At 71.2% G+C, this 14,252-nt stretch carries 12 protein-coding genes and 1 pseudogene; 11 read left to right on the forward strand and 2 right to left on the reverse strand.

Features of this window, described 5'->3' with window-relative positions:
- A pseudogene (locus tag ACFRCG_RS38415) lies at positions 1 to 792 on the forward strand (hypothetical protein); the annotation flags it as partial.
- Between the two features lie 567 nt (positions 793 to 1,359).
- Here ACFRCG_RS38415 and ACFRCG_RS38420 read toward each other — a convergent pair.
- Both ACFRCG_RS38420 and ACFRCG_RS38425 read right to left on the reverse strand, forming a co-directional pair.
- On the reverse strand, positions 1,360 to 2,319 hold the full coding sequence (locus tag ACFRCG_RS38420) for an alpha/beta hydrolase (protein WP_380040260.1): 960 nt from the start codon (positions 2,317 to 2,319) through the stop codon (positions 1,360 to 1,362).
- A 98-nt stretch (positions 2,320 to 2,417) separates the two neighbouring features.
- Complete coding sequence (locus ACFRCG_RS38425; RefSeq protein ID WP_380040262.1) at positions 2,418 to 2,735, reverse strand: putative quinol monooxygenase; 318 nt, start codon at positions 2,733 to 2,735, stop codon at positions 2,418 to 2,420.
- A gap of 144 nt (positions 2,736 to 2,879) precedes the next feature.
- Between ACFRCG_RS38425 and ACFRCG_RS38430 the strand changes: the two genes are divergently transcribed.
- The 10 genes from ACFRCG_RS38430 (at position 2,880) to ACFRCG_RS38475 (ending at position 14,245) form a co-directional block, all read left to right on the forward strand.
- Positions 2,880 to 3,785, forward strand: a complete 906-nt coding sequence (locus tag ACFRCG_RS38430; protein WP_380040264.1) for an AraC family transcriptional regulator N-terminal domain-containing protein — start codon at positions 2,880 to 2,882, stop codon at positions 3,783 to 3,785.
- A 157-nt stretch (positions 3,786 to 3,942) separates the two neighbouring features.
- Entirely contained in the window at positions 3,943 to 4,692 is a 750-nt protein-coding gene (locus tag ACFRCG_RS38435) for an SDR family oxidoreductase (protein ID WP_380040266.1), read from the forward strand.
- Positions 4,693 to 5,188: 496 nt separating this feature from the next.
- Positions 5,189 to 6,238: a porin PorA family protein gene (locus ACFRCG_RS38440; protein WP_380040268.1), complete on the forward strand. Its 1,050-nt coding sequence runs from the start codon at positions 5,189 to 5,191 to the stop codon at positions 6,236 to 6,238.
- A 142-nt stretch (positions 6,239 to 6,380) separates the two neighbouring features.
- Positions 6,381 to 7,577, forward strand: coding sequence for a sensor histidine kinase (locus ACFRCG_RS38445; RefSeq protein ID WP_380040270.1), 1,197 nt, complete (start codon positions 6,381 to 6,383; stop codon positions 7,575 to 7,577).
- A gap of 50 nt (positions 7,578 to 7,627) precedes the next feature.
- Positions 7,628 to 8,227 carry a response regulator gene (locus ACFRCG_RS38450; protein WP_380040322.1) on the forward strand — a complete coding sequence of 200 codons (600 nt, stop codon included), beginning with the start codon at positions 7,628 to 7,630 and terminating at the stop codon, positions 8,225 to 8,227.
- A gap of 189 nt (positions 8,228 to 8,416) precedes the next feature.
- Positions 8,417 to 9,049 (forward strand): hypothetical protein, encoded by a 633-nt coding sequence (locus ACFRCG_RS38455; RefSeq protein ID WP_380040272.1) that lies wholly within the window; start codon positions 8,417 to 8,419, stop codon positions 9,047 to 9,049.
- A gap of 189 nt (positions 9,050 to 9,238) precedes the next feature.
- Entirely contained in the window at positions 9,239 to 9,736 is a 498-nt protein-coding gene (locus ACFRCG_RS38460) for a DUF1772 domain-containing protein (RefSeq protein ID WP_380040274.1), read from the forward strand.
- 252 nt (positions 9,737 to 9,988) lie between these two features.
- Complete coding sequence (locus ACFRCG_RS38465; RefSeq protein ID WP_380040324.1) at positions 9,989 to 10,696, forward strand: ABC transporter ATP-binding protein; 708 nt, start codon at positions 9,989 to 9,991, stop codon at positions 10,694 to 10,696.
- A 4-nt stretch (positions 10,697 to 10,700) separates the two neighbouring features.
- On the forward strand, positions 10,701 to 12,662 hold the full coding sequence (locus ACFRCG_RS38470; protein ID WP_380040276.1) for an FtsX-like permease family protein: 1,962 nt from the start codon (positions 10,701 to 10,703) through the stop codon (positions 12,660 to 12,662).
- A 152-nt stretch (positions 12,663 to 12,814) separates the two neighbouring features.
- The gene (locus ACFRCG_RS38475; protein WP_380040278.1) at positions 12,815 to 14,245 is read left to right on the forward strand and encodes a sensor histidine kinase; all 1,431 of its coding nucleotides are present in this window, start codon (positions 12,815 to 12,817) and stop codon (positions 14,243 to 14,245) included.
- Positions 14,246 to 14,252: the final 7 nt, after the last annotated feature.

The following is a 14,252-nucleotide window of genomic DNA, read 5'->3' on the forward strand; positions in this document are numbered from 1 at the left end:
ATAGGAAACACCGAACCACTCGGCCTGCTGATCACCTTGCGGGAGCGACAAGGCGACCGCCATGGGGCGGAACGTCTGGTTCGCGAAGCCATCGAAACAGGAAACACCGACCCACTGACGCTGCTGATCACCTTACGGGAGCGACAAGGTGACCACGAAGGGGCGGAACGTCTGGTTCGCGAAGCCTTCGAAATAGGAAACACCGAACCACTCGGCCTGCTGATCACCTTGCGGGAGCGACAAGGCGACCGCCATGGGGCGGAACGTCTGGTTCGCGAAGCCATCGACACCGGAAACACCGACCCACTGGACCTGCTGATCGCCCTCCGAGACCACGAGAGCGACCACGACGGCGTGGAACGTCTGGTTCGCGAAGCCTTCGACACCGGAAACACGGGCCCACTGACGTTGCTGATTACCCGACGGGAGCGAAAGGGCGACCACGAGAGGGCGGAACGTCTGGTTCGCGAAGCCGTCAACGCCGGAAACACCGGCCCACTGGACCTGCTGATCGCCCTCCGAGACCACGATAGCGACCACGACGGCGTGGAACGCTTGATCCGGGAAGCTGCCGACGCTGGAAGCACACTGATTCGGTGGCACATGGACACGTTGCGAGAACAGATAGGCAACGGTGAAGTCGCCGAACGCCTCGCACGTCAGGCCGCTGACGCAGGAGACACACTGAAATTGACGGTTCTGGTCACACTGCGGGACGACGCGGAAGACCCCGAGGGCGCCGAACGCTTGCGCACATGGTTGCGCCAAGGACTTGACACCGAAGGGGCGTAGGCACAGGTCCGAGGTTTTCCGGCCGAACGAATCGAGTCGCCCACCGCTTTGGCCACGGCGGGCGTAGCGTCCGCGTGCCGGGCTCGTGCCTGATCACCGGGTTGGCCGACGACGACAGGGCTCATACGCCCGCTCAGTCTGAGGGAGCCACGCAATCTGATTAACAGTTGGCACGGCTGGCGGTTGCTGACCGAACTCCACACCCACCCTGCGATGCCCGAAGCTCTGGTTGCAGTTCTGGTTGCATTCGTGGGCGTCCGGCAGCGTTCACAACACCGGCAGCCGAGTGCTCCGTCGCAGGTCAGAACGCCAGTAGCCCCAGTCGAACGGGCAGATGAGCAATTGGAAAGCGTGTTGGGTTCACCCCCTCACGAGTTCGAATCTCGTATCCTCCGCCAGCCTGAACAGGCAAAACGTTGCCCCCCGGTCGCCCTGCGACCGGGGGGCAACGTCGTTGTCGGTCTCGGTTCTGGTCTCGGTTGCGGCGCATCAGCGCCTCGCTCCCGTTCCCGGGCTTCGTGTGCCGAGTCGGCGTCGGGTGTGCCGGGGGCATCGCGGGTTGCGGCGTCATGTGGTGTGTAAGAGCCGGGCGAGCCAGGCGGTGCGGGTGCGGCGGGCCGTGGCCGAGATGTGCGCCTGCGGGTACAGGGCGTCGAAGCCGTGGAAACCGCCTGCCCAGACGTGGAGTTCGGCCTGTCCGCCGGCCGCCCAGATCCGGGTGGCGTAGTCGGTGTCCTCGTCGCGGAACACTTCGGCGGAGCCGGTGTCGATGTAGGTGGTCGGCAGGTTCGAGAGATCGTCGGCCAGCGAGGGCGAGACGTACGCGGGCACGTCGTCATCGGTGAGGTCGCCGAGAACGCAGCGCCAGCCGAAGTCGTTCATCTCGCGGGTCCAGACGCCGGGGCCGCCGGAGTACTGGAGGCTGGAGGTGCTGGTGTTGCGGTGGTCGAGCATGGGGCAGGTCAGTATCTGCGCGGCGATCGCCGGAGTGCCGAGGTCGCGGGCCAGCAGGGTGACGCCGGCCGCCAGGCCGCCGCCCGCGCTGGCTCCCGCGACGATGATCCGGGCGGGATCGACGCCCAGTTCCTCGGCGTGTTCGGCGACCCAGAGCAGTCCCTGGTAGCAGTCGTCGACGGGGACGGTGCCGGTGGCCTCGGGCGCCAGTCGGTAGTCCACGGACACCACGACCGCGCCGAACTCGTCGAGCCACTCCAGCGGGATGTCGATCTGCGAGAAACGGTCGCCCATCACCATTCCGCCGCCGTGGATCCAGTACACGCAGGGCGCGGCGGTGGTGCGGTCGGCGCTGCCGGGGGTGAAGACCGACAGGGGTATCGCAGTGCCGTCCTTGGCGGGCACGGTGACCTCGCGTCGGTCGACCCGCCGGTCGGCGAGCAGGGACTCGACCGGCGTCGAGGGGTACTGCCGCAGTTGTGCGAGCAATTCCACGGTGAGCTCGGGCATCAGCGGCATGTCGGAGAGGAGGTCGCGCAGTTCGGGGTCCAGGGCGGGGCGCGCTGTGGTCATGGTCGTCGGCCTTTCGCGGGGTGGTGCGGGGGCGTTCGGGCGGGATTTCGGGTGGAGCGAGGGCCGCCTCGGCAGCACCGGGGCGGCCTCCCCGAGGCCTAGAAGGCGGCCTTGCCGCAGACCGGGACGTAGTCGGTGTTCTCCGGCTCCTTGGCCAGTAGTTCGCCGATCCGCGCCACGATCGCCTGGGCGGCCTCACCGGCGAACGTCCGGTGGTGGTCTTCCTCGCTGGTCCATCCCTCGGTGACGTGTACGACGTCGGGGTCGGAGGCGGAACGCGAGACCAGGTAGACGACGCAGTGCTCGCTCGCGCCGGGGCTGCCCTCGTCGAGGCCGGTCGACAGCAGATCGACCAGCCGGCCGCCCATCCCGGGAGCGGCGGTCAGCGTGGCGTTGAATCCGTAGTTGGCAATCATGGGGAGCCTTCTTCGTATCGGTGGAGTGGACTTCCTCCATTCAATGCCTCTGACCTGCGGAAACGTTAGAATGATCCTCTCCCGCTCTTGCACGATCCTCGCGAAACCGGGAGTGCTTTCACGCATTGCTGCTGAAATGGGCGCATGTCCCTCGATGAGTTCCGCGAGCTCCTGGCCCGGCACGCCCGCCCCGACTGGACCACCGCCGTCGACGGCGTCCTGATCTCGAAGGTCGACCGGCCCGACCCGCCCGCGCCCTCCATGTCCGGCACGGTCCTGGCGGTCATCGCCCAGGGCGCCAAACGGCTCGCGCTGGGCGATCGGGTCTACGAGTACGGACCGGGGCAGTACCTGGTCGCCTCCGTCGACCTGCCGGTCACCGGACAGTTCACCCAGGCCGACCCCGGCCGCCCCGCCCTGGGCTTCGGGCTCGTTCTCGAACCGTCCGCCGTTGCCGACCTCCTGCTGCGGGCCGGCCCCGGAGACATGCCCCGCACCGGCGGAGGCCCGCCATCGGGGATCGCCGTCAGCAACGCCCCGCCCGCCCTCCTGGACGCGGTGGTCCGGCTGCTGCGCCTGCTCGACGAACCCCGCGACCGCGCCGTACTGGCCCCGCTGGTCAAACGCGAGATCCTGTGGCGGGTGATCACCGGCGAGCAGGGTGCGACGGTGCGCCAACTGGGCATCGCCGACAGCGGTCTCAGTCATGTCTCACGTGCCGCACGCTGGATCCGTGAGCATTACGCCGAGCCCTTCCGGGTCGAGGACGTGGCCCGCCTCTCCGGCATGAGCGCCTCCGCGTTCTACCGCAACTTCCAGGCGGTGACCGCGATGAGCCCCATCCAGTTCCAGAAGCAGATCCGGCTCCAGGAGGCACGACTGCTGCTGGCCACCCACCCGGGCGACGTCGCCGGGGTCGGCCGGCGCGTCGGCTACGACAACCCGTCGCAGTTCAGCCGCGAGTATCGCCGCCGGTTCGGCGCGCCCCCGGGCCGGGACGCGGTCCGCCTGCGGGACGCCGCCCGCACCCCGGCAAGCGTCATGCTGTAAGCACGATTGGGCAGAACGGGAGAATCGTGCAAGGAGGGGCGAGGATAGTTCTACTGTTTTCCCAGCTCAGAGCGATTCAATGGGATCACTGAAACCACCGCTGAGCAGGAATGAACATTCCGGTCCGCGGATCCCACCACATCGCAAGGGGCACAGCATGAACACTGTTCTGATCACCGGGACCTCGTCCGGCTACGGCCGCGCGACCGCCCTCCACTTCCACGCGCGGGGGTGGAACGTCATCGCGACGATGCGCGGCCGGCGCCCGGATGTCCTGCCCGAGTCGGACCGGCTGCGCATCGTCGAACTGGACGTGACCAAGCCCGACACGATCACCGCCGCGCTCGAGCTCGCCGGGCCGATCGACGCCCTGGTCAACAACGCGGGTGTCCCCTCGATCAGCGTGTTCGAGGGCACCCCGATGGCCCGCGTGCGGGAGGTCTTCGAGACCAATACGTTCGGCGTGATGGCCACGACCCAGGCGGTGCTGCCCCAGTTCCGCGAGCGCGGATCCGGCGTGGTGGTCAACGTGACCTCCAGCGTGGTGCTGGGCGACATGCCCCTCTCGGCCGTCTACAAGGCGAGCAAGGCGGCCGTCGAGGGGTTCACTTCGTCCCTCGCGCTCGAACTCGCACCCTTCGGCGTACGGGCCAAGACGGTCCAGCCGGGCGCCTGTCTGACGACGAACTTCGCGGGCAAGGCCATGGACGGCGGGCCGCTGGACGAGCTGGTCCCACCGCCCTACGCGCCGTTCGCAAGGAAGGCCATGGCCGACTTCACCGGCCAGGATCTGTTCACCCAGGAGAGCGATGTCGCCGAGACGGTCTGGCGCGCCGCCCACGACACGACCGGCCGACTGCGCTTCCCAGCCGGCCCCGACGCCGTCCGACTCGCCCAGGCGACGTGACCGAGCCGGATGCGCTCTCGCGTGTACCGGCGTGGGATTGTCCGCGGCGGGCATGGGGAGACTCGACCCGCTGGGCGCGGCGGCCGCCTTCACCCGCCGGCAGTGGCGCTGTACGCCCCTTCATCCCAGAGCTGCCACAGACCGCCCGCAGCACCACCGAGTCGTAGGGCGCGGGACCGAGAACCCCATATCCTCCGCCGGCCCGAACAGGCAAAACGTCAGCCCCGATCGGTTCGCCGATCGGGGCTGACGTCGTCTCGGTACACGGTGCGGCTCGCGACGACTTCCTCGAACGGCCGCCGCATCCGCGCCGGCCCGGCCGGCGTCGACCGTGGGCTCGAGGGTGTCGGTTGTGAATGTGCCGGCGGGGTCCGATGGGGGGCGCTGTCAGCGGCGTCACCCGGATGGCAGGCCACAGGCGTCGTGGTGGGGCGTTCGGGGCACACGGGCCCGGTCACGAGCATGTTCGAGAACCAGTTCAGTGGGAGAGCCCGTCATGCGGACGAACACGGTGCTCCGCGGTGTCGCTGTCGCGGTGGGGCTGATCCTGATCGCCTGCGCGTTCGTGCTCGCGTACGTCATCACGCCGAATTATGTGGTTCGACTCCCCGACGACACCGACGCCAAGCGGTCCTACATCGGCAGTTTCAGGACTCTGCTCGACGCCCAGGAGGTGGCGAAGGGCAGCCTTGCGACAGCCGTCAAACGAGACGTCCCCCTGGCCATCGAGCGGACCGTGAAGGTCGAGGCGACCTCGGGCAACACGGCCCTGGTCAGCGATGCCCGGACGACGACCGCCGCAGGCAATCGGGTCGAGAAGACGGACTGGAAATACGCCGTCGACCGCAAGACGCTCGAACCGGCAGGCAGCCATCCGGCGGACTGGACGGTGGTCGAGGCCCAGGGCCTGACGGTGAGTTGGCCGCTCGGCGCGAAGAAGCGGACGTACACCGGCTGGCGGCCGGAAACCGGGAGCACGACCCCGCTGACCTACACACGCACGGAGAACAGGTCGGGACTCGGCACCTACGTGTACGAGGCGCACCTGCAGCCCACTCGGATCACCGACGCCCAAGTGCTCGCCGGTCTGCCGCCGGCCGTCCCCAAGGCCACCCTGGCCCTGGTCGCCCAGCTCGGGACCCTACCGCCCGCCGCCAAGGAGCAATTGGCGGCGCTGTTGCCCACATTGAGCGATCCGGTGCCGCTCGCCTACACGCTGGCGAGTGCGGATACTTTCTGGATCGCCCCCGAGACCGGCATCGTGATCGACACGCAGCGGTCCCAGCAGCGCGTGGCCGGAGTCATCGCCCCGAGCGGCGGCGCCTTCCTCCCGCTGCTGCCGGTCTCCGACGTTTTCTACCAACAGACCCCCGGGTCCGTGAAAGCCGCCGCGAACGACGCCCGTGACGGCCACGACCTGATCGTGCTCGTCGGTACCACTCTGCCCATCGTGATGGGTGTGGTCGGCGCGCTCCTGGTTGCCGCGGCGCTGCTCATCCGTCGTCGCCGCCGCCCCGAACCGCTGCGGACGCCCGACACCCCTTGAGTTCGGCCGTCTTGGACACCCGTCCACCAACCCAGCTTGCACCCTCCTCCGCAGCGTATGGCGGCCCTGACATCCCGCGTCCGGCGGTGAACCACTCGCGCGACCGAGGCTCGGTGGTGGGCTCCGCCCACATACTGACTGGATGTCAGCTTGGTTCGGCGGTAGTGCCGCGCGTCTGCGCGCCGTGTGTGGCGACAGTCGGCTTTTGGATGTGCTGGTCGCGGGGGCGGTTGCCGCGCCGGTGTTCGTTCCGTTCGCGACCGCGCCCGATGTGACGCCGCTCGGCTTCGTGGTCAATCTCGGCACGGTCGTGCCGTTGATCTGGCGGCGGCGGGCGCCGTTCGCGGTCACGTTGATCGTCGCCTTCTTCGCCACCGCCGTGTCGTTGCATGATCGGCCCGGGCAGACGTTGCAGTACGGGGCGTTGGTGGCCATCTACACGTTGGCCGATCGTGGGCGGCATCGGTGGCAGCGTTGGGGGTTCATCGGCACGCTCACCGCCACCACCCCGTTCGGCGCGCTGCTGGTCAAGGACAACGACGCGGGGCAGTTCATGTTCACGCTGCTCCTGCCCGTCATGGCGTTCCTCATGGGCATGCTCGCCCGGGCGGCTCGGGAGAGGTCGGATGCGTTGGTGGAGCGGTCCGCCCAGTTGGAGCGTGAGCGTGAGGCCGAGGCGGCGCGGGCTGCGGCCGAGGAGCGCGCGAGTATCGCCCGCGACATGCACGACATCCTCGCGCACGCGGTCAGCATCATGATCGTCCAGGCGGAGGCCGGGCCCGTCGTGGTGCGAACGGACCCCGACCGGGCCGAACGCTCCTTCGACGCGATCGCGGAGGCCGGACGCGACGCGATGGAGCAACTGCGCCGCATGCTGGGCGTCCTCAAGGACGATCAGGAGCAGGACATCGGTACCCGCGCGCCCCAGCCGACCGTCGACACGATCGCCCAGCTCATCGAGCACGTCGACCGTACTCACGTCCAGGTGCGACTCGTCGTCGAAGGGGACCGTCGCGACCTGCCCGCCGACGCGGACCTGGCCGCGTACCGCATAGTCCAGGAAGCCCTCACCAATACGGTCAAGCACGCCGGCGCCTCCACGGCGGAGGTACGGCTGAGCTGGACCGGCGACGAACTGGAGATCACTGTGACCGACGACGGCAGGGGCGGCGGCGAAGCGAATGCCGCAGGGTGGCGGCGCGGCGGCGACGGCCTGATCGGCATCCGCGAACGTGCCCTCGCCTGCGGCGGAACGGCCGATTCCGGCCCGCTGCCCGAAGGCGGGTTCCGCGTACACGCGCGTCTGCCCTACACCCCGACCTCGGCGGTGGCCTCGTGATCCGCGTGGTACTCGCCGACGACCAGGAGTTGGTGCGCAGCGGCTTCGCGATGATCCTGGACGCGCAGCCCGACATCGAGGTCGTGGGCGAGGCGGCGGACGGCACCGCCGCCGTCGCCGCCGTCCGCGAGCACGTCCCCGATGTGGTCCTGCTCGACATCCGTATGCCGGGCCTGGACGGCATCGAGGCCGCGAAGATCGTGTGCGCCGAGACCCCGGCCCGCGCGATCATGCTCACGACGTTCGGCCGGGACGACTACGTCTACGACGCCCTCTACGCGGGGGCGAGCGGCTTCCTGCTCAAGGATGTGCGGCGGGACGATCTCGTGCACGCGGTGCGGGTGGTCGCCGCAGGGGAGTCGCTGCTGGCGCCCGCCGTCACCCGGCGGCTCATCTCGGACATCACCCGCAACCGGCCGCGCGCCGGGGCGACCGAGTCCGAGCGCCTGGCCGTGCTGACCGCGCGCGAACGCGAGACCCTGCGCATGCTGGGCCGTGGTCTGTCGAACGCGGAGATCGCCACCGCCATGGTCGTCAGCGAGCACACGGTCAAGACGCACGTGAGCAACGTGCTGTCCAAGCTCGGGCTCCGCGACCGGGTCCAGGCCGTCATCGCCGCGTACGAAACCCGGCTGATCGAGCCGGCCTGACGGGCCTTCGGACGGGCCTACCGGGGCGACGGGTGGCGGGCCATCGGTCGCGCGGGGGAGCCGGGCGTCGCTTCTCCCCCGCGCCGGCCATATCCGGAGATCACCGGCCGCGGCGATCTGCGGGACCGTCGTTCTCCAGAGGATTGAGGACATGGGAAACACCCGTTCCGAATCCCGGGAGAATCGCTCATGACCAGGACCGCCTTCCACCTCGCCCCCGCCCTCATGGGCGCCTACGGTGTCGTGCGTCTCGTCGACGGCATCGACGGGCAGCACGGTCCCGGCCCCGCCTGGACCATCGGCCACCTGCTCTTCCTCGGGTCCCTGCTCCTGTACGGCGTGGTCATCGCGGGACTGCGACGCCGGATCCTCGACGCCGGAGGTGGCGGTCGGGCCCGCAGGATCACCGCCGACGCGCTCACCACCGTGGCCGCCGTCGGGCTGGCCGCCTTCGTCCGCGTCGCCGTCGTCGACATCGTCGTCGGGCTGAAGGCGGCCGACGCGGCCGAGAAGAGCGCGTTGTCCGACCGGTACGCCGACGTCCCCGCCGTGATCCCCCAGGCGTTCTACGAGATCGGACCGGTGTTCTTCATGCTCGGCCTGCTCGCGCTGTTCGTGCGGTACGCGGTCGTCGGCCCCCGGCGCGGCCTCGCCTCGGCGGCTGCCCCGGTGCTGGTCCTCGTGGGCTTCGTGGCCATCATGGCCGACCTGAACCTCCTCCCGATCGGCGCCGCCCTGATCTGGGTCGCCCTCGTCCCGCTCAACCGTGCCGACACCATGACGCCGGTCCGCCGGGACGCTTCGGTCACCGCCACGGTCTGAGGCGCGGTGGCGCGGACGGTACGACCCGACCTGCGCTTTCCCGGGCCGCGGCCGTGACGTTAACCGTCAGGTTAACGCGCCTTGCGGAAACGGCCGTTGCCGAAGATCCACCCGAGATCCGATGGTTGACCTGCGGCGACGCCCTCGTGGCCGCGTCGTCGAGATGACTCGCAACCAGGAGGACGCGCCATGGAACACCTGCAGACCGGTGTGCTGCTCACCACCCTTGTCACCGCGGGGCTGATGGCCGGGCTGTTCGCCGCCTTCTCCTACTCGGTCATGCCGGGTCTCGGCCGGTCGTCCGACCACACGTTCGTCGAGGCGATGCGGGACATCAACAAGGCCATCCTCAACCCGGTCTTCATGCTTCCGTTCATGGGCACGATCCCGCTCCTCGGTGTGGCCACCGTCCAGGCCTGGCGCGACCAGGGTCGGCCCGTGTTGCCCTGGGTGCTGGCGGCGCTCGCGCTGTACCTGGTCGCCTTCGTGGTCACCGCCGGCGTCAACGTGCCCCTCAACAACCGACTCGCGGAGGCCGGTGATCCCGACCGGACCGGGCGATCGGCCGCGATCCGCGCGGACTTCGAGGGCAAGTGGGTCACCTGGAACATCGTCCGCGCGTTCCTGCACACGGCGGCGTTCGCCTGCCTGGCCTGGGCGCTGATCGTGCACGGCGCGCACCGGTAGTACCGCGGTGGGAGCGTCCGCGACGCGGACCGTCGATACCCCGGGTATGCCTAGGGATACCCGGGATCCGCCTGCCTCCCGGAGTGCCCCCGACCGCCCGTGTTGATGGACTTCGCATACCGCCCGAACCGTGGCGGCGAGCGGGGCCGGGAGGACGAAGTGGGCGGCACGGGTGGCAAAGTGGAGTACGCGCCGAGAGGTTCGGAGCCGGTACGGCCCGCTCCGGCGCGACCCGATGTACCTGTCCTGGAGATGCGGCAGGCGGTGCGCGGGTACGGCAGCGGCGACGCACGGGTGCGGGCGCTGGACGGTGTGGACCTGTCGATCGCGGCCGGCGCCTGGGTCGCGGTGATGGGGCCGTCGGGATCGGGCAAGTCGACGCTGCTGCACTGCGCCGCCGGACTCGACACGCTCGACTCGGGCCGCGTGACCCTCCTCGGTGAGGACCTGACCGACGCGGACGACCGGCGCCTGACCCGACTGCGGCGCGGCACGGTCGGGTTCGTGTTCCAGAACTTCAACCTGGTCGCGTCCCTGACCGCCGAACAGAACGTGGCGCTGCCGCTGCGGCTGGCGGGGCGCGGGGTGCGGCGCGAGGACATCCGGTCCGCGCTCGCCGACGTCGGGCTCGCGGACCGGGGACGGCATCGCCCCCGCGAATTGTCGGGTGGGCAACAGCAGCGCGTCGCGCTGGCGCGGGCCATGGTCACCCGACCCAGGGTGCTGTTCGCGGACGAGCCGACCGGTGCGCTCGATTCGGCGTCCGCCCGCACCGTGTTGGGGCTGTTGCGGGGCATGTGCGACGACGCGGGACAGACGATCGTCATGGTCACGCACGATCCGGTCGCCGCCGCGGTCGCCGACACCGTGGTGTTCCTCGCGGACGGGCGGGTGGTCGATCGCATCGAGCGGCCGTCCGCGCGGCGCATCGCCGATCGCCTCGTGTCGCTGGAGGTGTGAGCCGATGTTCACGCTCTCCTGGAGCACGCTGCGCGACCGCAAGCAGTTGTTCGCGGGCGCGCTGGTGGCCATCGCGCTGGGCGTCGCGCTCGTCCAGGCCTCGCTGCTGGTGTTGATGTCGGTGTCCGATCCGGTCATCCCGTCCGACCTGCCGCACGCCGAACGCAACGAGATGCGCGAAGGCTTCGTCGGCGCGGCGATGCTGATGGGGCTTCAGGCCCCGCTCGTGGTGTTCCTCGCGGCCTTCGTCGTCGGCTCGACCTGCGCGTTCGCGGTCGCCCAGCGCCGTCGGGACCTCGCGCTACTGCGCGTGTTGGGCGGCGGCCGCGGCCAGGTGCGACGGTTGCTCGCGGCCGAGTCGCTGCTGCTGGGTGTCGTCGGTGCGCTGTGCGGCGCTCCGCTGGGGCTGATCGCCACGTGGGTCCAGGCACGACTGCTCGAACACGTCGGCTTCGTGCCCGCCGGGTTCCGACCGACGTACTGGGACTGGAAGGCCGTACTCGTCGCGGGCGCCACCGGAACCGGCATCGCCCTGCTCGGCTCGTGGAACGCGGCTCGGCGCGCGGGGCGCATCCGCCCCTTGGAGGCCATGCACGACACCGGCGCGGCGGCCCGCGTGATGACGCCGGGCCGGTGGTGCGTCGGCCTGTCGTGCCTCGCCCTGTCGATCGTGCTCGCCGTCGGCGCGCAGGCCGCCGACATGATCGGCGCGGTCACCATCGCGATGGTGCTCGCGGTCGTCGGCGCGGTGGCGCTGTCGGCGCTCGCTCCGCTGGTCGTGCCGCTCGTGGCACGGGTGTTCGGACTGATCTTGCGGCGCAGCGCGCTGGGTGCGCTGGCCGAGGCGAACATCCGCGACGGCGCGCGTCGCAACGCGGCCGTCGCGGCGCCGCTGATCACCCTCGTCTCGCTGGTCCTCGGATTGTCGGGCGCGTTGGGGGTATTGGCGCGGTCGATCGGTGTCGAGCAGGAACAACTCACCCGCGGCGACCTCGTCGTCACGTCGGCGGACGGCGCGCGGGCGGCGCGGCTGGCGGGGATCCCGGGCGTCGCGGACGTGTCGACCCGGCTGACCGTACCGGTGCCGGTGACCGCCGAGGTGCGCCGGGACGGCGCCGGGGCCGCCCGGCCGCACGTGTTCGACGAGCGGGTGATCGCCGTCGACCCGGCCGCCTACGCACGGGCCCGTACGCTCGCGCCCGCGTCCGGCTCGCTGGCGGACCTGCGCGGCGACACCGTGGCCGTCGGCTCCGCGGTGCCCGCCGAGGGCTACCGTCCCCCGCGCGTCGGCGACACGGTGAGCGTCGACGTCGCGGGGCACGAGCGCACCCTGCGGGTGGTCGCGGTACTGCCGGAAACGCTGGACATCGGCGACGAGTTCCTGATTCCGCGCGAGGCCCTGCCCGGCGATCTCGTCGCCGCCGCGCCGGCGGAATCCGTGCTGACGGTCGCGCCGGGCGTGTCCGTCGCCGAGGTCGCGAAGCGGATCCGCGCGGCGGGTCTCGGCGAGTCGACCACCGTGGCGCGATGGGCGCGGGGCAGAGCCGACGCACAGCAGGACGGCAACGACAAGATCTTCGCGGTACTGCTCGCACTCGCGGGTGTCTACGCCCTGATCGGCGTGGTCAACGCGCTGGTCATCGCCACGGCCGAACGCCGCACCGAGTTCGCGGTCGTCCGGCTCGGCGGCCTCGAACGCCCGCAGGTGGTACGGATGGCGCTCGTCGAAGCCTGTGCCGTGACCACGATCGGCCTCCTGCTCGGCGGTCTCGTCGCGGCGGCGGGGATGGCCGGTACGGCCAGGAGCACGGCGGCCGCGACGGGGACGGCGATCGTGGTGGTGCCGTGGGGCATGGTGGCGACCACCGTGTCGGGGGCGTTCGCCGTGACGGTGGTGGCCGCGGTGGTGACCACGCGGAAGGCAACGCGGGAGCGCCCGGTGCGAGTCGCCGGGGCGCGTACGTGAGGGCCACGGTCCGTCGGGGCGGCCGTTCAGGCCGCGTGAGCCGCGTCGACGGCCGCCGGGCGCGCGACAGGTGAGGGCGGGCGGGGCGGCGGGCTCGACGGCACGGTAGGTACGGTTTGCGCACCGCCGCCAACGATCGCGAGAGGACCGCCGTGCCGTCGTCTGCCCTGCTTCGTCGCCGGCGGTCCGGAAGCCGCGCGAGCGCCGACCACGCGCCTGACGACCACGCGCCTGCCGACAGCAGGGCCGGCGCGGGCCCGCGGCTGCGGCTGCGGCTGCGGCTGCGGCGGATGCGACGCGGGCTCGCCTACCTCGCCCTCGGCCTGCCCACCGGCCTCCTCGCCCTGGTCGTCCTCGGCACATTCGCGACACCGGTGCTGATGGCGTGCACCCGGCCGGCCGACATCTCCTCGTGGGCGGACGCCGTCCGCCGCGCCGCGCTCCTGCTGTTCGGGATTCTCCTGACCGTCGGTATCGCGCCCCTGGCCGCGGCTCCGCTGGCCGCCCTGGAACGCCGCCGGCTGCGCGTACTGGCGTCCGCGCCGGCCACGCCGGCCGATCCCGAGCCGGCCGATCCCGAGCCGAGCCCCCGCGCCGTTCGATTCCGCGCGAGGTACACCACGGCCCGCGCCTGGCGCGAGGTCGCCGCCGGGTACCTGGTCGCCGTCGCCGGGCCCGGGCTGGTGCTGCTCGCGGCGATCTGGGCCGTCCTGTGCCCGGTATGGCTCGCCGCGCCGCTCGTGGTCGCGCGCAGCAGCGGCGGCCCGGTGGCGCTCGGCATCGGCCACGCGCGCAGCGTCCCCGACGCGCTTCCGTACTGCGCCGCCGGGCTCGCCGCGGGCGTCCTGGGCCTCGTGGTTCTCACCACCCTCGTCCGCGCGCAGGCCGCCCTGTCCCGGACCCTGGTCGAGCCCCGCCCCGACCCGCTCGCCGCCCGCCTCGTCGAGGTCACCCGCTCCCGGTCCCGACTCGCGGACGGCTTCGCCGCCGAGCGCCGCCGCATCGAACGCGACCTGCACGACGGCGCCCAGCAGCAACTCCTCGGCCTCACCCTGCAATTGGGTCTCGCCCGGATGGACCTGCCCGCCGACTCCGCCGCGGGTCGGGCCGTCGCCAGGGCGCACGACCAGGCCAAGACCCTGATGGCCGACCTGCGCGAACTGATCCGCGGCATCCACCCCCAGGTGCTGACCGACCGGGGGCTGGGCGCGGCCCTGTACGAACTCGCCGAGTTCTGCCCGCTGCCCGTCGGCACGGACATCGACCTGCCGCACCGCCCACCGCGAGCGGTCGAGACCGCCGCGTACTTCGCCGCCGCCGAGGCGCTGGCCAACGCGCTCCGGCACAGCGCCGCCGACCACATCCGGCTCACCGCCCGCGTGCGGCACGGCCGGCTGACCGTCGACGTCGAGGACGACGGACGCGGCGGCGCCCGCCTCGCCGACGGCACGGGGCTGACCGGGCTCGCCGACCGGGTCGCGGTCGTCGACGGCACGATCCGGGTATCCAGCCCCCCGGGCGGGCCGACCCTGGTGCGGGTGACGATCCCGTGCCCGCCCCATCCACAGGAGGACGACCGGTGAACCCGCT

It is taken from the genome of Embleya sp. NPDC056575, from assembly GCF_042793325.1.
GTDB lineage: Bacteria > Actinomycetota > Actinomycetes > Streptomycetales > Streptomycetaceae > Embleya.

Excerpts from the sequence above, each read along its gene's own strand:
- ACFRCG_RS38460 (WP_380040274.1), top strand. The coding sequence starts at position 9,239 with ATGGAACACCTGCAGACCGGTGTGCTGCTCACCACCCTTGTCACCGCG.
- ACFRCG_RS38435 (WP_380040266.1), top strand. The coding sequence starts at position 3,943 with ATGAACACTGTTCTGATCACCGGGACCTCGTCCGGCTACGGCCGCGCG.
- ACFRCG_RS38450 (WP_380040322.1), top strand. The coding sequence starts at position 7,628 with ATGATCCTGGACGCGCAGCCCGACATCGAGGTCGTGGGCGAGGCGGCG.
- ACFRCG_RS38430 (WP_380040264.1), top strand. The coding sequence starts at position 2,880 with ATGTCCCTCGATGAGTTCCGCGAGCTCCTGGCCCGGCACGCCCGCCCC.
- ACFRCG_RS38465 (WP_380040324.1), top strand. The coding sequence starts at position 9,989 with ATGCGGCAGGCGGTGCGCGGGTACGGCAGCGGCGACGCACGGGTGCGG.
- ACFRCG_RS38445 (WP_380040270.1), top strand. The coding sequence starts at position 6,381 with ATGTCAGCTTGGTTCGGCGGTAGTGCCGCGCGTCTGCGCGCCGTGTGT.
- ACFRCG_RS38470 (WP_380040276.1), top strand. The coding sequence starts at position 10,701 with ATGTTCACGCTCTCCTGGAGCACGCTGCGCGACCGCAAGCAGTTGTTC.
- ACFRCG_RS38455 (WP_380040272.1), top strand. The coding sequence starts at position 8,417 with ATGACCAGGACCGCCTTCCACCTCGCCCCCGCCCTCATGGGCGCCTAC.
- ACFRCG_RS38420 (WP_380040260.1), bottom strand. The coding sequence starts at position 2,319 with ATGACCACAGCGCGCCCCGCCCTGGACCCCGAACTGCGCGACCTCCTC.
- ACFRCG_RS38440 (WP_380040268.1), top strand. The coding sequence starts at position 5,189 with ATGCGGACGAACACGGTGCTCCGCGGTGTCGCTGTCGCGGTGGGGCTG.
- ACFRCG_RS38425 (WP_380040262.1), bottom strand. The coding sequence starts at position 2,735 with ATGATTGCCAACTACGGATTCAACGCCACGCTGACCGCCGCTCCCGGG.